The 13,766-nt window shown below is 66.3% G+C and carries 13 protein-coding genes; 9 read left to right on the forward strand and 4 right to left on the reverse strand.

Features of this window, described 5'->3' with window-relative positions; all coding sequences use genetic code 11:
- Window positions 1-16: 16 nt before the first annotated feature.
- The 4 genes from tilS (at window position 17) to BI327_RS42320 (ending at window position 3,820) form a co-directional block, all read left to right on the forward strand.
- The gene (gene tilS / locus BI327_RS15180) at window positions 17-1,039 is read left to right on the forward strand and encodes a tRNA lysidine(34) synthetase TilS (RefSeq protein WP_076861216.1); all 1,023 of its coding nucleotides are present in this window, start codon (window positions 17-19) and stop codon (window positions 1,037-1,039) included.
- Window positions 1,040-1,298: 259 nt separating this feature from the next.
- Window positions 1,299-3,221: an ATP-dependent zinc metalloprotease FtsH gene (gene ftsH / locus BI327_RS15185; RefSeq protein ID WP_076861218.1), complete on the forward strand. Its 1,923-nt coding sequence runs from the start codon at window positions 1,299-1,301 to the stop codon at window positions 3,219-3,221.
- A gap of 12 nt (window positions 3,222-3,233) precedes the next feature.
- On the forward strand, window positions 3,234-3,647 hold the full coding sequence (locus BI327_RS15190; protein ID WP_076861220.1) for a DUF3052 family protein: 414 nt from the start codon (window positions 3,234-3,236) through the stop codon (window positions 3,645-3,647).
- A gap of 20 nt (window positions 3,648-3,667) precedes the next feature.
- Window positions 3,668-3,820: a hypothetical protein gene (locus BI327_RS42320; protein WP_159450452.1), complete on the forward strand. Its 153-nt coding sequence runs from the start codon at window positions 3,668-3,670 to the stop codon at window positions 3,818-3,820.
- Between the two features lie 214 nt (window positions 3,821-4,034).
- Here BI327_RS42320 and BI327_RS15195 read toward each other — a convergent pair whose 3' ends face one another.
- The gene (locus tag BI327_RS15195; RefSeq protein ID WP_076861221.1) at window positions 4,035-5,534 is read right to left on the reverse strand and encodes a hypothetical protein; all 1,500 of its coding nucleotides are present in this window, start codon (window positions 5,532-5,534) and stop codon (window positions 4,035-4,037) included.
- Window positions 5,535-5,982: 448 nt separating this feature from the next.
- Between BI327_RS15195 and BI327_RS15200 the strand changes: the two genes are divergently transcribed.
- Window positions 5,983-6,657, forward strand: a complete 675-nt coding sequence (locus BI327_RS15200) for a TetR/AcrR family transcriptional regulator (protein ID WP_076861223.1) — start codon at window positions 5,983-5,985, stop codon at window positions 6,655-6,657.
- 82 nt (window positions 6,658-6,739) lie between these two features.
- Window positions 6,740-7,168 carry an OsmC family protein gene (locus BI327_RS15205; RefSeq protein WP_076861225.1) on the forward strand — a complete coding sequence of 143 codons (429 nt, stop codon included), beginning with the start codon at window positions 6,740-6,742 and terminating at the stop codon, window positions 7,166-7,168.
- 49 nt (window positions 7,169-7,217) lie between these two features.
- Here the strand turns inward: BI327_RS15205 and pyk are convergent, their stop codons facing one another.
- Together pyk and BI327_RS15215 are read right to left on the reverse strand one after the other, a co-directional pair.
- Window positions 7,218-8,654, reverse strand: a complete 1,437-nt coding sequence (gene pyk, locus BI327_RS15210) for a pyruvate kinase (protein ID WP_076861227.1) — start codon at window positions 8,652-8,654, stop codon at window positions 7,218-7,220.
- Complete coding sequence (locus BI327_RS15215; protein WP_076861229.1) at window positions 8,651-9,262, reverse strand: DUF1036 domain-containing protein; 612 nt, start codon at window positions 9,260-9,262, stop codon at window positions 8,651-8,653. The genes pyk and BI327_RS15215 overlap by 4 nt, the downstream gene beginning before the upstream one ends.
- 200 nt (window positions 9,263-9,462) lie before the next feature.
- On the opposite strand from BI327_RS15215, the gene BI327_RS15220 reads away from it, so the two are divergent.
- The 3 genes from BI327_RS15220 to BI327_RS15230 all read left to right on the forward strand — a co-directional run bounded on the left by BI327_RS15220 (window position 9,463) and on the right by BI327_RS15230 (window position 12,108).
- Complete coding sequence (locus BI327_RS15220) at window positions 9,463-9,765, forward strand: DUF1244 domain-containing protein (RefSeq protein ID WP_076862154.1); 303 nt, start codon at window positions 9,463-9,465, stop codon at window positions 9,763-9,765.
- A 174-nt stretch (window positions 9,766-9,939) separates the two neighbouring features.
- Entirely contained in the window at window positions 9,940-10,212 is a 273-nt protein-coding gene (locus tag BI327_RS15225) for a DUF2312 domain-containing protein (protein ID WP_050422683.1), read from the forward strand.
- A gap of 132 nt (window positions 10,213-10,344) precedes the next feature.
- Window positions 10,345-12,108 (forward strand): adenylate/guanylate cyclase domain-containing protein, encoded by a 1,764-nt coding sequence (locus tag BI327_RS15230; protein ID WP_076861231.1) that lies wholly within the window; start codon window positions 10,345-10,347, stop codon window positions 12,106-12,108.
- 30 nt (window positions 12,109-12,138) lie between these two features.
- Here BI327_RS15230 and BI327_RS15235 read toward each other — a convergent pair whose 3' ends face one another.
- Window positions 12,139-13,731 carry a DUF882 domain-containing protein gene (locus BI327_RS15235; RefSeq protein ID WP_076861233.1) on the reverse strand — a complete coding sequence of 531 codons (1,593 nt, stop codon included), beginning with the start codon at window positions 13,729-13,731 and terminating at the stop codon, window positions 12,139-12,141.
- Between the last annotated feature and the right edge of the window lie 35 nt (window positions 13,732-13,766).

Below are 13,766 nucleotides of genomic sequence, written 5' to 3' on the forward strand. Positions count from 1 at the left end.
ACACGCTGGTTCTGCGATGCCCGACGACCAATCCGCCATCCCGGCAAGGGACGCCAAGCGCCTGTTCGCGGGCCTCGCGGCTGCGCCGGCGATCGTGCTTGCGGTGTCCGGCGGTCCCGATTCAGTCGCGCTGATGTGGCTGGCCGCGCGCTGGCGCCGTGCGCTCGTGCGGGGCCCGCGGCTGGTGGCGGTCACCGTCGATCACGGCCTGCGTCCCGAAGCGGCGCGCGAGGCGCGCGACGTCAAGCGGCTGGCGCAGAGCCTCGAGCTGCCGCATCACACCTTGCGCTGGAACGGGGCCAAACCCAGAACCGGCGTTCCGGCGGCTGCGCGCGAAGCGCGCTATCGTCTGCTCGCGCAAGCCGCGCGCAAGCACGGCGCCACGCACATCCTGACCGCGCACACGCGCGACGATCAGGCCGAGACGCTCTTGATGCGGATGCTGCGTGGCAGCGGCATCGCGGGCCTCTCGGCGATGGCGCGCGAGAGCGAGCGCTCCGGCATCATGCTGACGCGACCGTTGCTCGATGTCTCCAAGGCGCAGCTGATCGCGACGCTCAAGAAGGCGCGCATCGGCTTTGCCGACGATCCGACCAACCGCGATCCGTCCTTCACGCGGCCACGGCTGCGCGCACTGATGCCGATGCTGGCGGAGGAGGGCGGCGACGCGCGTAACCTGGCACGCCTCGCCGCGCGGCTCGCGCGCGCCAACGCCGCGCTGGAGCTGCAGGTCGACGGCGCCGAGCACCATCTTGCGTTGAATAGCGAGGATAACCGTCACGCCGGCTTCGATGCCGCACTGTTCGCGGCGATGCCCGAGGAGATCCGCCTCCGCCTCCTCAAGCGCGCCATCGACCGCACCGGACATGAGGGGCCGGCCGAGCTCGGCAAGGTCGAAACCCTGCTCGGCGCCCTCGATGAGGCGTTGCGGCAACGCGAACCCAAGCTGAAACAGACCCTTGCCGGAGCCGTCGTCAGCGTCGCCTCGGGCCGTATCAGGATCGGCCCGGCGCCGCCCCGCCGGGCACGTTCCCGCTGAGCCGGGTTCGATTGTTTCAATCGCTGTCATAATCCGGCAAGGTGGCTTAACCACCCCGGAAAAACACCGGATTCCACGCCATTTTTTGACCGGGAATCGGGCTAGGATGCGGTAAATAGTCGTGCGCAGTTCCCTTGGCATCGACCCCTGCGGCACCTAGATTGTATGCCATCGACGGGATGGATTCCCTGGGGATTCCCACAGAGCCTGCCCAAGGATAGAGAGAGGCCGCGATCCGCGCGACCACCGAAGGAAGACCATGAACGCCAATCTGCGGAATTTCGCCCTCTGGGTCATCATTGTCCTGCTGTTGCTGGCGTTGTTCACGCTTTTCCAGAATCCCGGCCAGCGCTCGTCGTCCTCGGACATCTCGTTCTCGCAGCTTCTCACTGAAGTCGATCAGGGCCATGTCCGCGACGTCGTGATTCAGGGGCCTGAGATTCACGGCACCTTCAACAACGGCACGAGCTTCCAGACCTACGCGCCGAGCGATCCGTCGCTCGTGAAGCGCCTCTATGACGCCAAGGTGCAGATCACCGCGAAGGCGCCCGGCGACAACGTGCCGTGGTTCGTCTCGCTGCTCGTTTCCTGGTTGCCGTTCATCGCGCTGATCGGCGTCTGGATCTTCCTGTCGCGGCAGATGCAGGGCGGTGCCGGCAAGGCGATGGGCTTCGGCAAGTCGCGCGCCAAGATGCTGACCGAGGCGCATGGCCGCGTCACCTTCGAGGACGTCGCGGGCGTCGACGAGGCCAAGCAGGACCTGCAGGAGATCGTCGAATTCCTGCGCGACCCCGGCAAATTCCAGCGGCTCGGCGGACGCATTCCGCGCGGCGTGCTGCTGGTCGGCCCTCCGGGCACCGGCAAGACGCTGATCGCGCGCGCGGTCGCGGGCGAAGCCAACGTGCCGTTCTTCACCATCTCCGGTTCTGACTTCGTCGAGATGTTCGTCGGCGTCGGCGCGAGCCGTGTCCGCGACATGTTCGAGCAGGCCAAGAAGAACGCGCCCTGCATCATCTTCATCGACGAAATCGACGCGGTCGGCCGTCATCGCGGCGCCGGTCTCGGCGGCGGCAATGACGAGCGCGAGCAGACGCTGAACCAGTTGCTGGTCGAGATGGACGGCTTCGAGGCCAATGAAGGCGTGATCCTGATCGCGGCGACCAACCGTCCCGACGTGCTCGATCCCGCGCTGCTGCGTCCCGGCCGCTTCGACCGCCAGGTGGTGGTGCCGAATCCGGACGTCGTCGGCCGCGAGCAGATCCTCAAGGTTCACGTCCGCAAGGTGCCGTTGGCGCCGGATATCAACCTCAAGACCATCGCGCGCGGCACCCCGGGCTTCTCCGGCGCCGACCTGATGAACCTCGTCAACGAGGCCGCGCTGACCGCCGCCCGCCGCAACAAGCGGATGGTGACGCAGGCCGAGTTCGAAGAGGCCAAGGACAAGGTGATGATGGGCGCCGAGCGCAAGTCGCTCGTCATGACCGAGGAAGAGAAGTTGCTGACGGCCTATCACGAGGGTGGCCACGCCATCGTCGGCCTCAACGTCGTCGCGACCGATCCGATCCACAAGGCGACCATCATTCCGCGCGGCCGTGCGCTGGGCATGGTGATGCAGCTGCCGGAGCGCGACAAGCTGTCGATGTCGCTGGAGCAGATGACCTCGCGCCTCGCCATCATGATGGGTGGCCGCGTCGCGGAAGAGCTGATCTTCGGCCGCGAGAAGGTGACCTCGGGCGCTGCCTCCGACATCGAGCAGGCGACCCGCCTGGCCCGCATGATGGTGACGCGCTGGGGCCTCTCGGAAGAACTCGGCACCGTCTCCTATGGCGAGAACCAGGACGAGGTGTTCCTCGGCATGTCGGTCTCGCGCACGCAAAATGCGTCCGAGGCGACGGTCCAGAAGATCGATTCCGAGATCAAGCGCCTGGTCGAGGAAGGCTACAAGGAAGCGACCCGGATCCTGACCGAGAAGCACGACGATCTCGAAACCCTTGCCAAGGGCCTGCTCGAGTTCGAGACGCTGACCGGCGACGAGATCACCGACCTCCTGAAGGGCAAGAAGCCCAACCGCGAGTCGGTGCTGGAGCCGTCGACGCCGCGCGCCTCCGCCGTGCCGCCGGCCGGCAAGCCGCGCCCGCGTCCCGATCCGGACACCGGCCTGGAGCCGCAGCCGCAGGCGTAAGCCTCAGCAGCCATGGCCGGCACCTCCGGCAAACCGATTGTGCAAAAGCTCGGCCTCAAGCCGGGCTTTTGTGTTTTTGTCGACGGGTTGTCCGTCCCCTATGGCGACATCGTCGGCGACCTGCCTGCCGACGTGAAGATCGCGAAGACCGCGCGGGCGCCGCTCGATGCCGTGCACCTGTTCGCAGCCGAGGCCAGAGGGCTCGCCACCAGGCTGCGGCGTTACCGGGAGGCGATCGCGCCCGACGGCATGATCTGGGTGTCGTGGCCGAAGAAGAGCTCAGGCGTCGCGACCGACCTCACGGATACGGTGGTTCGCGAGGCTGGGCTCGCGTCCGGCCTGGTCGACATCAAGGTCTGCGCCGTCGATGCGATATGGTCGGGGCTAAAATTCGTGATCCCGGCCAAAGAGCGAAGCAGGCGCTGAGATTGCCGCGGCGAATAGGCTTGGCCTCGATTGCGGCGCCGTGGCATCGCCGATCCCTGCCGGGCATCAAGGTCAATACGACGGCCGGCCATGTGCCGGTCGACCAGATGCAGCTGATGCGCTTCAACGGCAAGAGCCGGGATCGCTTCGGTGAGCTTCAGACGGGGAATTGAGAGACCCGCCGATCGTCGCTCGCCTGATCACGGGGCCGCGCACTATCCCCGTCATCCTGAGGAGCCGCGAAGCGGCGTCTCGAAGGATCGGCGGCCCGGCCGGTGGCCGATTCATCCTTCGAGGCTCGCTGCGCTCGCACCTCCAGCGACAAAGGCAAAGCCTTTGCGCGGGGATGACGGAGCAGGCACCGTCGGACCTCTGGAAATAGATATCCTACTTCGAACTCCCGGCGGCCGGCACCGCGGCGGCCTTGTCGTCCGACCGCACATGGATGACCGCGATGTCGTCCTTGTAGAGCCGCTTCCAGCCCTTCAGGTGGTCCAGCGCGTTTCCGGCTGGAGAATCCGAACTCAGCAGCGTGGCGTCGATCCGGTATTTGTCGAGCAGGTCGAGCAGCTGGCCGACGTCGCGGGCATCGAGCGCTGCGTAATAGTCGAGCACGAATTGCTCGCCATAGAGCTCGGCGCGGCCGTCGATGAACACCTTCATGTCGCGGCTCACCATGTAGCCGCCGAACGGCGCGGTAGAGAACACGCGCCGCGCCTTGTGCTGCTGCAGCACGTCGACGGCGGCAGCGGGCGAGAACGCCGGCAGGAATTTGAACGGATGCTGCGCGACGAAGGTCGTCGTCGTCACCCACGCCCCGATCAGCATCGCGATGACCGCCAGGATCGTGACGACGGGGGCGGAGCGGCGTTCCTCGAAGCCGAGCGCGGCGGCGCCTGCCATTCCCCATTGTTCCGCGATCGGCTTGGCGAGCACGAGGGGCGCGATGAATGCGAACACCTCGATGTTGCGGATGTGGCTCAGCGCCATCCAGATCAGCCCGAGCAGCAGCAGGATCCGCGGCACCGACAAGGTCAGCCCGCGGTAGCAGATCAGGCCGATCAGGCCGAGCAGCGTGGCCTCGAAGAAGCTGGGCTTGCTGAAATCCGCGGGCTTCCATTCCCCGATCAGGGTCAGCAGCTTGCCGAGGTTGAGGATCTTGGTCGCGCCGAGCAGGCTGTTCCAGCCGTAGGGTGTCACGCAGCTCGCGGCCAGCGCGGCGAGGCCGAACAAGCCCCATCGCAGCACGAGCTGACGGCGGCGGCTGGGCTCCGCGCTCCAGACGGCCTCCAGCCCGATCGGTCCGATCAACGCCAGGCCGAGCACGAAGCCGCCATGCAGATTGGCCCACAGCGTCATCAGCGGCAGCAGCCACCATGATGGACGCGTGCGGCGATCCGCGGCCGCCATCAAGCCGCCGATGAACGCCAGCAGCACCGGCAGCGCCAGCACATGCGGCCGCGCGAGGAAATGGATCGTCGACAAAAGCAGCGCCAGCGCCGCGATCAGGATCGCGCGCGCCGGATCGAAATACGGGCTCAACAGATTGAGGAAGACCGCGACGGTTGCGCCGATCGCGATCGACGTCAGGATCACCGGTCCGGCCCAATCACCGCCATACACCAGCGCATAGGCCACCTGCGACAGCCACGAGCTCGAAATCCAGGGCTCGCCGAAACGGGTGAACGAGAAGACGTCAGTGGTCGGCATCGCGCCGTGTTCAAGGATCCACTGTCCGACCCTGATCTGCCACATCGAGTCGGAATCGCGCAGCAGGATCTCGCCGGCCGAGAGATAGAACAGGTAGGCGCCGACGGCGGCGCACAGCGGCACCAGTCCTCGCACAGAGCTACGGCTGCTCACGCTGCTGGTGATGGAGAGTGACATGCGCTTTCTTGGTTCGGCCGGGGACATCCAGAGGCAACGCCACGCGTGACGCTTCGGCGCCCACTCGATCATGGCTTCCGATAAATTCGGGTAAATGCAGTCAGGGATCGTGGGGGGCCGCGCTCGATCAGATGCCGCGATTTTGCGCGATCATCTTAGCGCACGATTCACCATCGCAGCCTGGATCCGGCCCTGCGGATTTGCCGAAAACCGGCGATATGTCCCCGATGACAGCCGGCTGGAGCCTTGCCTGGTGCCGCGGCACCGGCAGCTCAATCGGAGGTGGAACCCGGCTGTCGCAAAATCCTTACAATTCCAGCTTGTCATCCTGTCTGAATAGTTGTTCACTTCTTCAGGCGGTTGCGGGATCAATCGTTCAAAACATTGAAGACGCGTGTGTTCTACCGGTGGGCGCCGGCCGGGGCGCACGGTGGGGGGACGGAACGCCATGGTCTACCGGCGAACACATCAGGTCGTGAAACGGCTGGCTGCCCGGCGCAGCGCCATCCTGTCGGCTGCGCGGGACGCTGCTGCGGCGGGCGGCATGGCCGCGGTGCAGATCGCACCGGTCGCGGTGCGGGCCAATGTCGCGGCCGGCACCGTCTATCGCTATTTCCCGTCCAAGGCCGAGCTGATCTCGGAATTGATCACCGAAGTCTCGCGCGACGAGTTGTCCGCGATCCGGCGCGCCGCGGACGCCGCGCCCGGACCGTCGTCGGCGCTGGCCGCCGCGGTGACCACGATCGCGGTCCACGTGCTGTCGCAGCGCAAGCTCGCCTGGGGCATCCTGGCCGAGCCGGTCGATGTCGACGTCACCGCCTCGCGGCTCGCCAGCCGCCGCGACATTTCCGGCGAACTCGCCATGCGCATCGATGCCGCCGTGCGTGCCGGCCATCTTCCGGCGCAGGATACGGCGCTCGCCGCCACCGCCTTGCTCGGCGCCCTGCACGAGGCGCTGGTCGGCCCGCTGGCACCTGGCAATCTCGACGATCCGATCAAGCTGCGCGATGCGGTGCAGACCGTGACGCTGCTTGCGCTGCGCGCGGTCGGCGTGATGGACGCGCGCGCCCGCGGTCTCGTGGTGCAGGCGACGACCCCGGCGAAGGCGCTGGTCGGCGCCTGAGGTCGGAAACGCAGCGAACACTTTCCGTCGCATTGGCGTTGTAGGCTTGTGGCTGGGTTCAACCAACCTCAGGGAGCAACGCATGACGACGACCCATGGTTCGGCCAAATGGCAGGGCGGTATCAAGGACGGCAAGGGCGCGATCTCGACCAAGAGCGGCGCGCTCGCCGATTACCCCTATGGCTTCGCCAGCCGCTTCGAGGGCAAGCCCGGTTCTAACCCCGAAGAGCTGATCGGCGCGGCGCATGCCGCCTGCTTCACGATGGCGCTGTCGCTGATCCTCGGAGAAGCCAAGCTCACGGCTGAGCATATGGAGACGAAAGCCGATGTGACCTTGGAGAAGGTCGCCGACGGCTTTGCCATCACCGCCGTGCATCTGACGCTGTCGGCCAAGATCCCGGGCGCCGATCATGCCGCGTTCCAGGAGTTGGCGGGCAAGGCGAAAGCCGGATGCCCGGTGTCGAAATTGCTCAACACCAGGATCACGCTCGACGCCTCGTTGCAGGGCTGATCGCCCTGCTTGAGCGCTTCGGTTTCGATTGCGTCAGAACCGAAGCGCGTCAGGTCTGCGCGTCGCCGTTCGGGCCCACCGAGGCGATGCGCAGCATGTTGGTGGTGCCGGGGGCGCGGAGCGGCACGCCGGCGACGATGATGACGCGCTGGCCGGCCTTGGCAAAGCCGTCGCGGAATGCAATCGAGCCGGCGCGATCGACCATGTCGTCGAGGTCGTGGGCGTCCTCGGCCACCACGCAATGCACGCCCCATGCGACCGACAGCTTGCGCCCGGTCACGAGGTTCGGCGTGATCGCGACCACCGGCACCTTGGGACGCTCGCGCGCCACCCGGATCGCGGTCGAACCCGATGACGTCCAGCAGATGATCGCCGACAGATCGAGCGTCTCGGCGATCTGCCGCGCGGCGTCGGCAATGGCGTCGCCGACCGTCGGCTCAGGATCGACGCGCTGCGCGTTGATCACGCTACGATAGGTCGAATCGCGCTCCACTTCCTCGCCGATGCGGTTCATGGTCGAGACCGCTTCCACCGGGAATTTGCCGGCGGCGGATTCCGCCGACAGCATGATGGCGTCGGCGCCTTCATAGACGGCGGTGGCGACATCGGAGACTTCGGCGCGCGTCGGCACCGGCGCCTGGATCATCGACTCCAGCATCTGGGTCGCGACCACCACCGGGCGGCCGGCGCGGCGCGCCATCCGGATCATCTGCTTCTGCAGGCTCGGCACCCGCTCCAGCGGCAGCTCGACGCCGAGATCGCCGCGCGCCACCATCAGCGCATCCGCCGCATCGATGATGTCGGCGAGACGGTCGATCGCCTGCGGCTTCTCGATCTTGGCCATCACAGAGGCGCGGCCGCGGATCATCTTCTTGGCCTCGAGCACGTCCTCGGCCCGCTGCACAAAGGACAGCGCGACCCAGTCGATCCCCTCCGGCAGCGCGGCTTCCAGGTCGGCGCGGTCCTTCGGCGTCATCGCGGAGACCGGCAGATCGGTGTCGGGCAGGCTGACGCCCTTGCGGTCCGACATCTTGCCGCCGATCACCACGCGCGTGACCGCACGCTCGGGCGAGGTTTCCTCGGCGATCAGCCGCACCTTGCCGTCGTCGAGCAACAGCGCATGGCCGGGGCGGAGCGCGGCGAGGATCTCCGGATGCGGAAGCTGGACGCGGCTGTTGTCGCCCGGCGTCTTGTCGGAATCCAGGATGAAGCTCTGGCCGTTCTTGAGCTGGGTCGAGCCTTCCGCGAACGCACCGAGCCGCAGCTTCGGCCCTTGCAGGTCGACCAGGATGCCGATCGGCCGGCCGTAGCTCGATTCGACATTGCGGATGGTCTTGACCAACTCCCGCATCTTGTCATGCGGGGTATGGCTCATGTTGATGCGGAAGACGTCGGCGCCCGCCTCGAACAGCTTGCGGATCATCGCGCTGTCTGAGGAGGCCGGGCCGAGCGTTGCGAGGATCTTGATTCGACGCAGGCGTCTCATGGTTTGTTTCCGGGCGGCGTTGCGGCTGGCGGCAGACCAGACGCGCCCGGAGGCGCTGCGCCCGGCGGCGGGTTCGGCAGGCCCGGCATCGCGCCGGGGCTTCCCGGGCCCACGCCGCCCGGCATTCCCGGTACTTTCTGCGGCTGTTGTTCGTTGGCTTCGGTCAGTTGGACGGTCCATGCACGCTGCTCGCCGGTGTCGACCTCGAAGAAGCCGGTGCGGTCAAAGCCGCGCGCTAGGCAATTCTCGGTACCCTTGATGGTGAATTCCTTGTCGCGCGAGCACATGAAGGCCTGGCCGGACCATTCGCCGCCGCGATCGTAGTCGAGAGCGTAGATGTAGTAGTAGCGCGCCACAAGGTTGCCGCGCAGCAGGGTCTCGCAGGTCCGCGACGACACATTCCACCAGCCTTCGGTGGTCCAGCCCTCGGCGTCCTTGTAGCCGAGCGCGATCCCGACGCGGCTCGACGTGTTGTTGCAGAGCCGGAAATCTGCGGCCGCCGGGCTCGTCCACAGGCATGCCGCGACAAGCGCCAGCACCGGCGGGATGCCGGCCAGGACGAGGCGGAGATTGCGGGGAGCTGAGGCGAGAGAATCTATTGGGCTCATGCGGCGAAGCTATATCAAATCATTGACGATTTCGCGTGCCCGGCAGGCACTGTCAACGGGCGGGCGCCCATCTGCCATGCTGCGGGACCGTGGCCGGCGCAGCCGGGCAGGGTCGTTTTGCGCGCCGATATGGCAAAATCTGTGACAATTCCCACCTGATATCAATATGGTGAGCGCGACACACCGGGATGATCACAATCATGAGCATTGACGACAAAACCAGAACGGAACTTGAGGCCGCAGTCTTCCGGCGCCTCGTCGATCATCTGCGCAACCGGACCGATGTGCAGAACATCGACCTGATGAACCTCGCCGGCTTCTGCCGTAACTGCCTGTCCAACTGGATGAAGGAAGAGGCCGATGCCAAGGGCCTTGCGGTGAGCAAGGACGAGAGCCGCGAGGCGGTCTACGGCATGCCCTATGAGGAATGGAAGGCGAAGTATCAGGGCAGCGCGACGCCGGAGCAGCTTGCGGCGATGAAGAAGGCCCAAAGCGGCCATTAAATCTCAGCCTCTGTGACATCAGTTCCGGTGCCGTCAGCATCTCCTGTGGGCGCGCTGTGGATGAGCGCGATGATTCCTTGACGGAACGCGCTCCAAAATCGAGGGTCGCCCGCAGCAAGCGGTGCGCGTGGCGCGTATTCGCGCGACCATTCAATGCCATTTCAGGAGTACGCGATGGCCACCACGTCTGCCGCCGTTCAGGATGAGCCCGCAACGCGATTTGCCAAGGACCAGCTCAGGTCGATCATCGAGCGCATCGAGCGGCTGGAAGAAGAAAAGAAGACCATCTCCGACGACATCCGCGACGTCTATGCCGAGGCCAAGGGCAACGGCTTCGACGTCAAGGCGTTGCGCACCATCGTCCGCCTGCGCAAGCAGGACGCCAACGAGCGCCAGGAGCAGGAGACCATCCTGGAGACCTACATGCAGGCGCTCGGGATGCTCTGAGGCGGCGGCTGGGGTCAGGGTGGCCCCGGCCCAAGGTACTCCCGATGGCCTCTCGCGAGCCTCCTGTCGAGGCTTGGGTGACATCCCCTGATTTGCTAGACTGCCGGTGAGGTTAACGGGCAGATCGTTCAGATGGACGTGCCAGGACCAGAGCGCCGGCTCGCTGCGGTCCTCGCCGCCGACATGGTCGGCTATAGCCGCCTGATGGAGGCTGACGAGACGGGCACCCTTGCGCGCCTCAAGACCCATCGGATCGAGCTGATCGATCCGGCCATCAGCAAAAATCGCGGCCGCATCATCAAGACCACCGGCGACGGTCTGCTGGTCGAATTCCACAGCGTCGTCGATGCCGTGCTGTGCGCGGCCGAGGTCCAGAGCCGGATGGCGAAGCGCAACACCGACGTCGCGCCGGCGCGGTGGATGCAGTTTCGCATCGGCATCAATCTCGGCGACGTGATCGTCGACGGCGCCGATATCTTCGGTGACGGCGTCAATGTCGCGTCGCGCCTGGAGACGCTGGCCGAGCCCGGCGGCATCTGCATTTCCGGCGCGGTTCGCGATCAGGTCGGCGATCGCCTCGAAGATCTGAGCTTCGAGGATCTCGGCGACCAGACCGTCAAGAACATCGCGCGCCCGATCCGGGTTTTCCGCGTCCATCTCCAATCGGGTGCCGGGGCCGCTCCTGCGCAGCCGAGTGCGGCGGCCGCCCCAGTCGTTGCCAAGAAGCCCTCGATTGCGGTGCTGCCGCTCGTCAACATGAGCGGCGATCCGGAGCAGGAATTCTTCGCCGACGGGCTCACCGAGGACATCATCACCGAGCTGTCGCGCTTCCACGATCTGCTCGTGATCTCGCGCAACTCGACCTTCGTGTACAAGGGCAAGGCGGTGAAGGTGCAGGACGTCGCGAAGGAATTCGCGGTCGACTATGTGCTGGAAGGCAGCGTGCGCAAGGCGGGTGACCGGATCCGCGTTACCGTGCAACTGATCGATGCCGTGGCCGACCGGCATGTCTGGGCCGAACGCTATGACCGCGAGCTGGCCGACATCTTCGCGATCCAGGACGAGATGACCCGCGCGATCGTGTCGACCTTGCCGGGCCGCGTCGAGGCAGCGGCCCACGACCGCGTCAAGCGCAAGCCGACCGACAACATGGCGGCCTATGAGTGCGTGCTCGCCGCCAAGGTGCTGCATCATCGCTCGGCACGGGACGACAATGCGGAGGCGCAGCGCCTGCTCGAGCGCGCCATCGTGCTTGATCCGAACTACGCCCATGCGCACGCCTGGCGGGCCTGTGTGCTCGGCCAGACCTGGGTCTACAACTGGTGCACCGATCGCGACGCGACCTTCGCGCAGGTGTCCTCGGAGCTCGAGATCGCGCTCAAGCTCGACGACAATGACAGCGACGTGCACCGCATTCTCGCCGCGCTGAACCTCAACCGCGACGACCACGACAAGGCCGCGTTCCACCAGGAACGCGCGCTCGCGCTCAATCCCAACTACGATCTTGTCGTGGTGCAGCAGGGCGAGCTCCTGACCTGGCTCGGCCGGCCCGAAGAAGGCATCGACTGGATCAAGCGCGCGATGCGCCTCAATCCGTTCCATCCGGAGCGCTTCTGGAGTCATCTCGGCCGGGCCTGCTATTGCGCCGAGAAATACGCCGATGCGGCCGAGGCATTCTCGCGGATCACGCGGCCAGACCACACCCACCACGCCTTCCTCGCCGCGACCATGGCGCAGATGGGCAATATGGTGGCTGCCACAGCGCACGTGGCCGAGGTGCTGAAGCGCGAGCCGGCCTTCTCGGTCGCGGAGCATCTGACGACCCAGCACTACAAGCGCGAGCCCGACCGGGCGCGCTACGAGGCCGGCCTGCTCAAGGCAGGGTTGCCGGCGTAGCCGGCAGATGAAAGGGGCGTCTCGGAGGAGTTAGCGCAGCGAGGCGGTGCGCAGCACGAAGGACTGCGTGGTCAGGGGGGCGGTCGCCGACCCCGAGAAATGGTCGCAGCTCATGCCCAGCATCGGATCTTCCGAAAAGGTCATGGCGACGGCGGCCTGCGGCTTCACGAAATGAGCCCGCATCATGGTCATGTCGGTGTCGCCAAGCACCGTGGTCAGCATGCTGCTGCTCGCGCTCGGCGCCAGCATCACGACGCGCATCCAGATATCGTTGCCCTTGGCGGCGGAGATCCGCGCCGACGTCGTGATCACGCCCTGGCTTGGTGCGCCCTTCGCGACGACGGTGTTGATTTCGGTGGCTGGCGCCGCCGCATTGCGGGTCGGGCGCACATTGCGCGGGATCGGTGCGGTCGCCGCGACGATGTTGGCGCGATCGACCGGCGAGGTCGCAGCCGGCGCATAGGCCAGCGCCTTGTTGAAGTTCTCGGTCGCGCTGGCAGTGGTTTGCGGATCGGAGCCGCCAACCGCTTCGCGGGCCTTCAGCGCAGCGATCTGCGCGGCCGAGGCCTGCTTCGGCGCGGCACCTTCGTCACCCCAGAAGCCGCGGGCATTGATGATGTCGGCAGGCGATTGCGGCGCAGTGTTCTCGGCCGTCTGCACCACCTCCACCGCCGGCTTGGGCTTCGGCGTCGGAACCAGCTGCGCGTCGGCGGCGGCGAGCTGGATCGCGGCGGCGAACTGCGGCTTTGCGCGCGGCAGCGGAATGGGATCTGCCTTGGCCGGAGCGGCTGCGGCGACGACGGTGTTGGCGGCCGGCTTGTCGTTCGCCGGGACCGCGCCCTCGTCCTCATCGTCACTCGACTTGCCGCCGCCGAACAGCTTGGCGAACAGGGTCGGCTTGCTGATGGTGGCAGCATCGTCGCCATTGCCGCGGCGCTCGATGTCGGCCTTGGCGAGCTCATAGCCCTTCAGCGGCGTGCCGTCGGTCGGGACATGGACGGTGCGGCCGTCGGGGAACACCTTGACCAGCTGCTCGCGGGTCATCCGCGGCCAGTGGCGAATGCCGCCGGTGTCGAGATGCACGAACGGCGAGCCGGAGGTCGGGTAGAAGCCGACGCCGCCGCGCTGCAGGCGCAGGCCGGCGTAGCGGATCTGCTCCAGCGGCACGCCCGGAATGAAGAAGTCCATTGCATGGCCCAGCATGTGCTGGCTGTGGCGCGCGACGCCCGAGGAGCGGCGGCGGAGCATGGCGTTGGTGGCAGGGGCGCGGTAGGCGGAGATGATCTGGATCGGCTGCTTGCCGCCCACGTCGTTATAGACTTCCCAGAGGATATCGAACAGATGACGGTCCATCACCGTCTCGTCCTGGGAACGCCAGTCGCGCAGGAAATGATTGAGCTGCTTCAGCGCGGCTTCGTCGTAGCGGCCGTCGCGCTTGAAGGTGACGGTGAGGTCTTCGTTGGAATGGGTGTGATGGAAGGAGAGGGTGCGGGTCTGGTTGAGCGCGGTCGCATCGTGCACCGATCCGGCACCCGCCAACAGCAATAGCGCAGTCAGGCCGACTTGGTATCCGGCCTTAGGCAGCGACAGAGGATTGTAGCGGCGTGCGAAAACAGCCAGCACTATGAGCCCACCCAGTCGACGAGCGTTCGGTCGGT

It is taken from the genome of Bradyrhizobium mercantei (genome assembly GCF_001982635.1).
In the GTDB taxonomy this organism is placed as follows: Bacteria; Pseudomonadota; Alphaproteobacteria; order Rhizobiales; family Xanthobacteraceae; genus Bradyrhizobium; species Bradyrhizobium mercantei.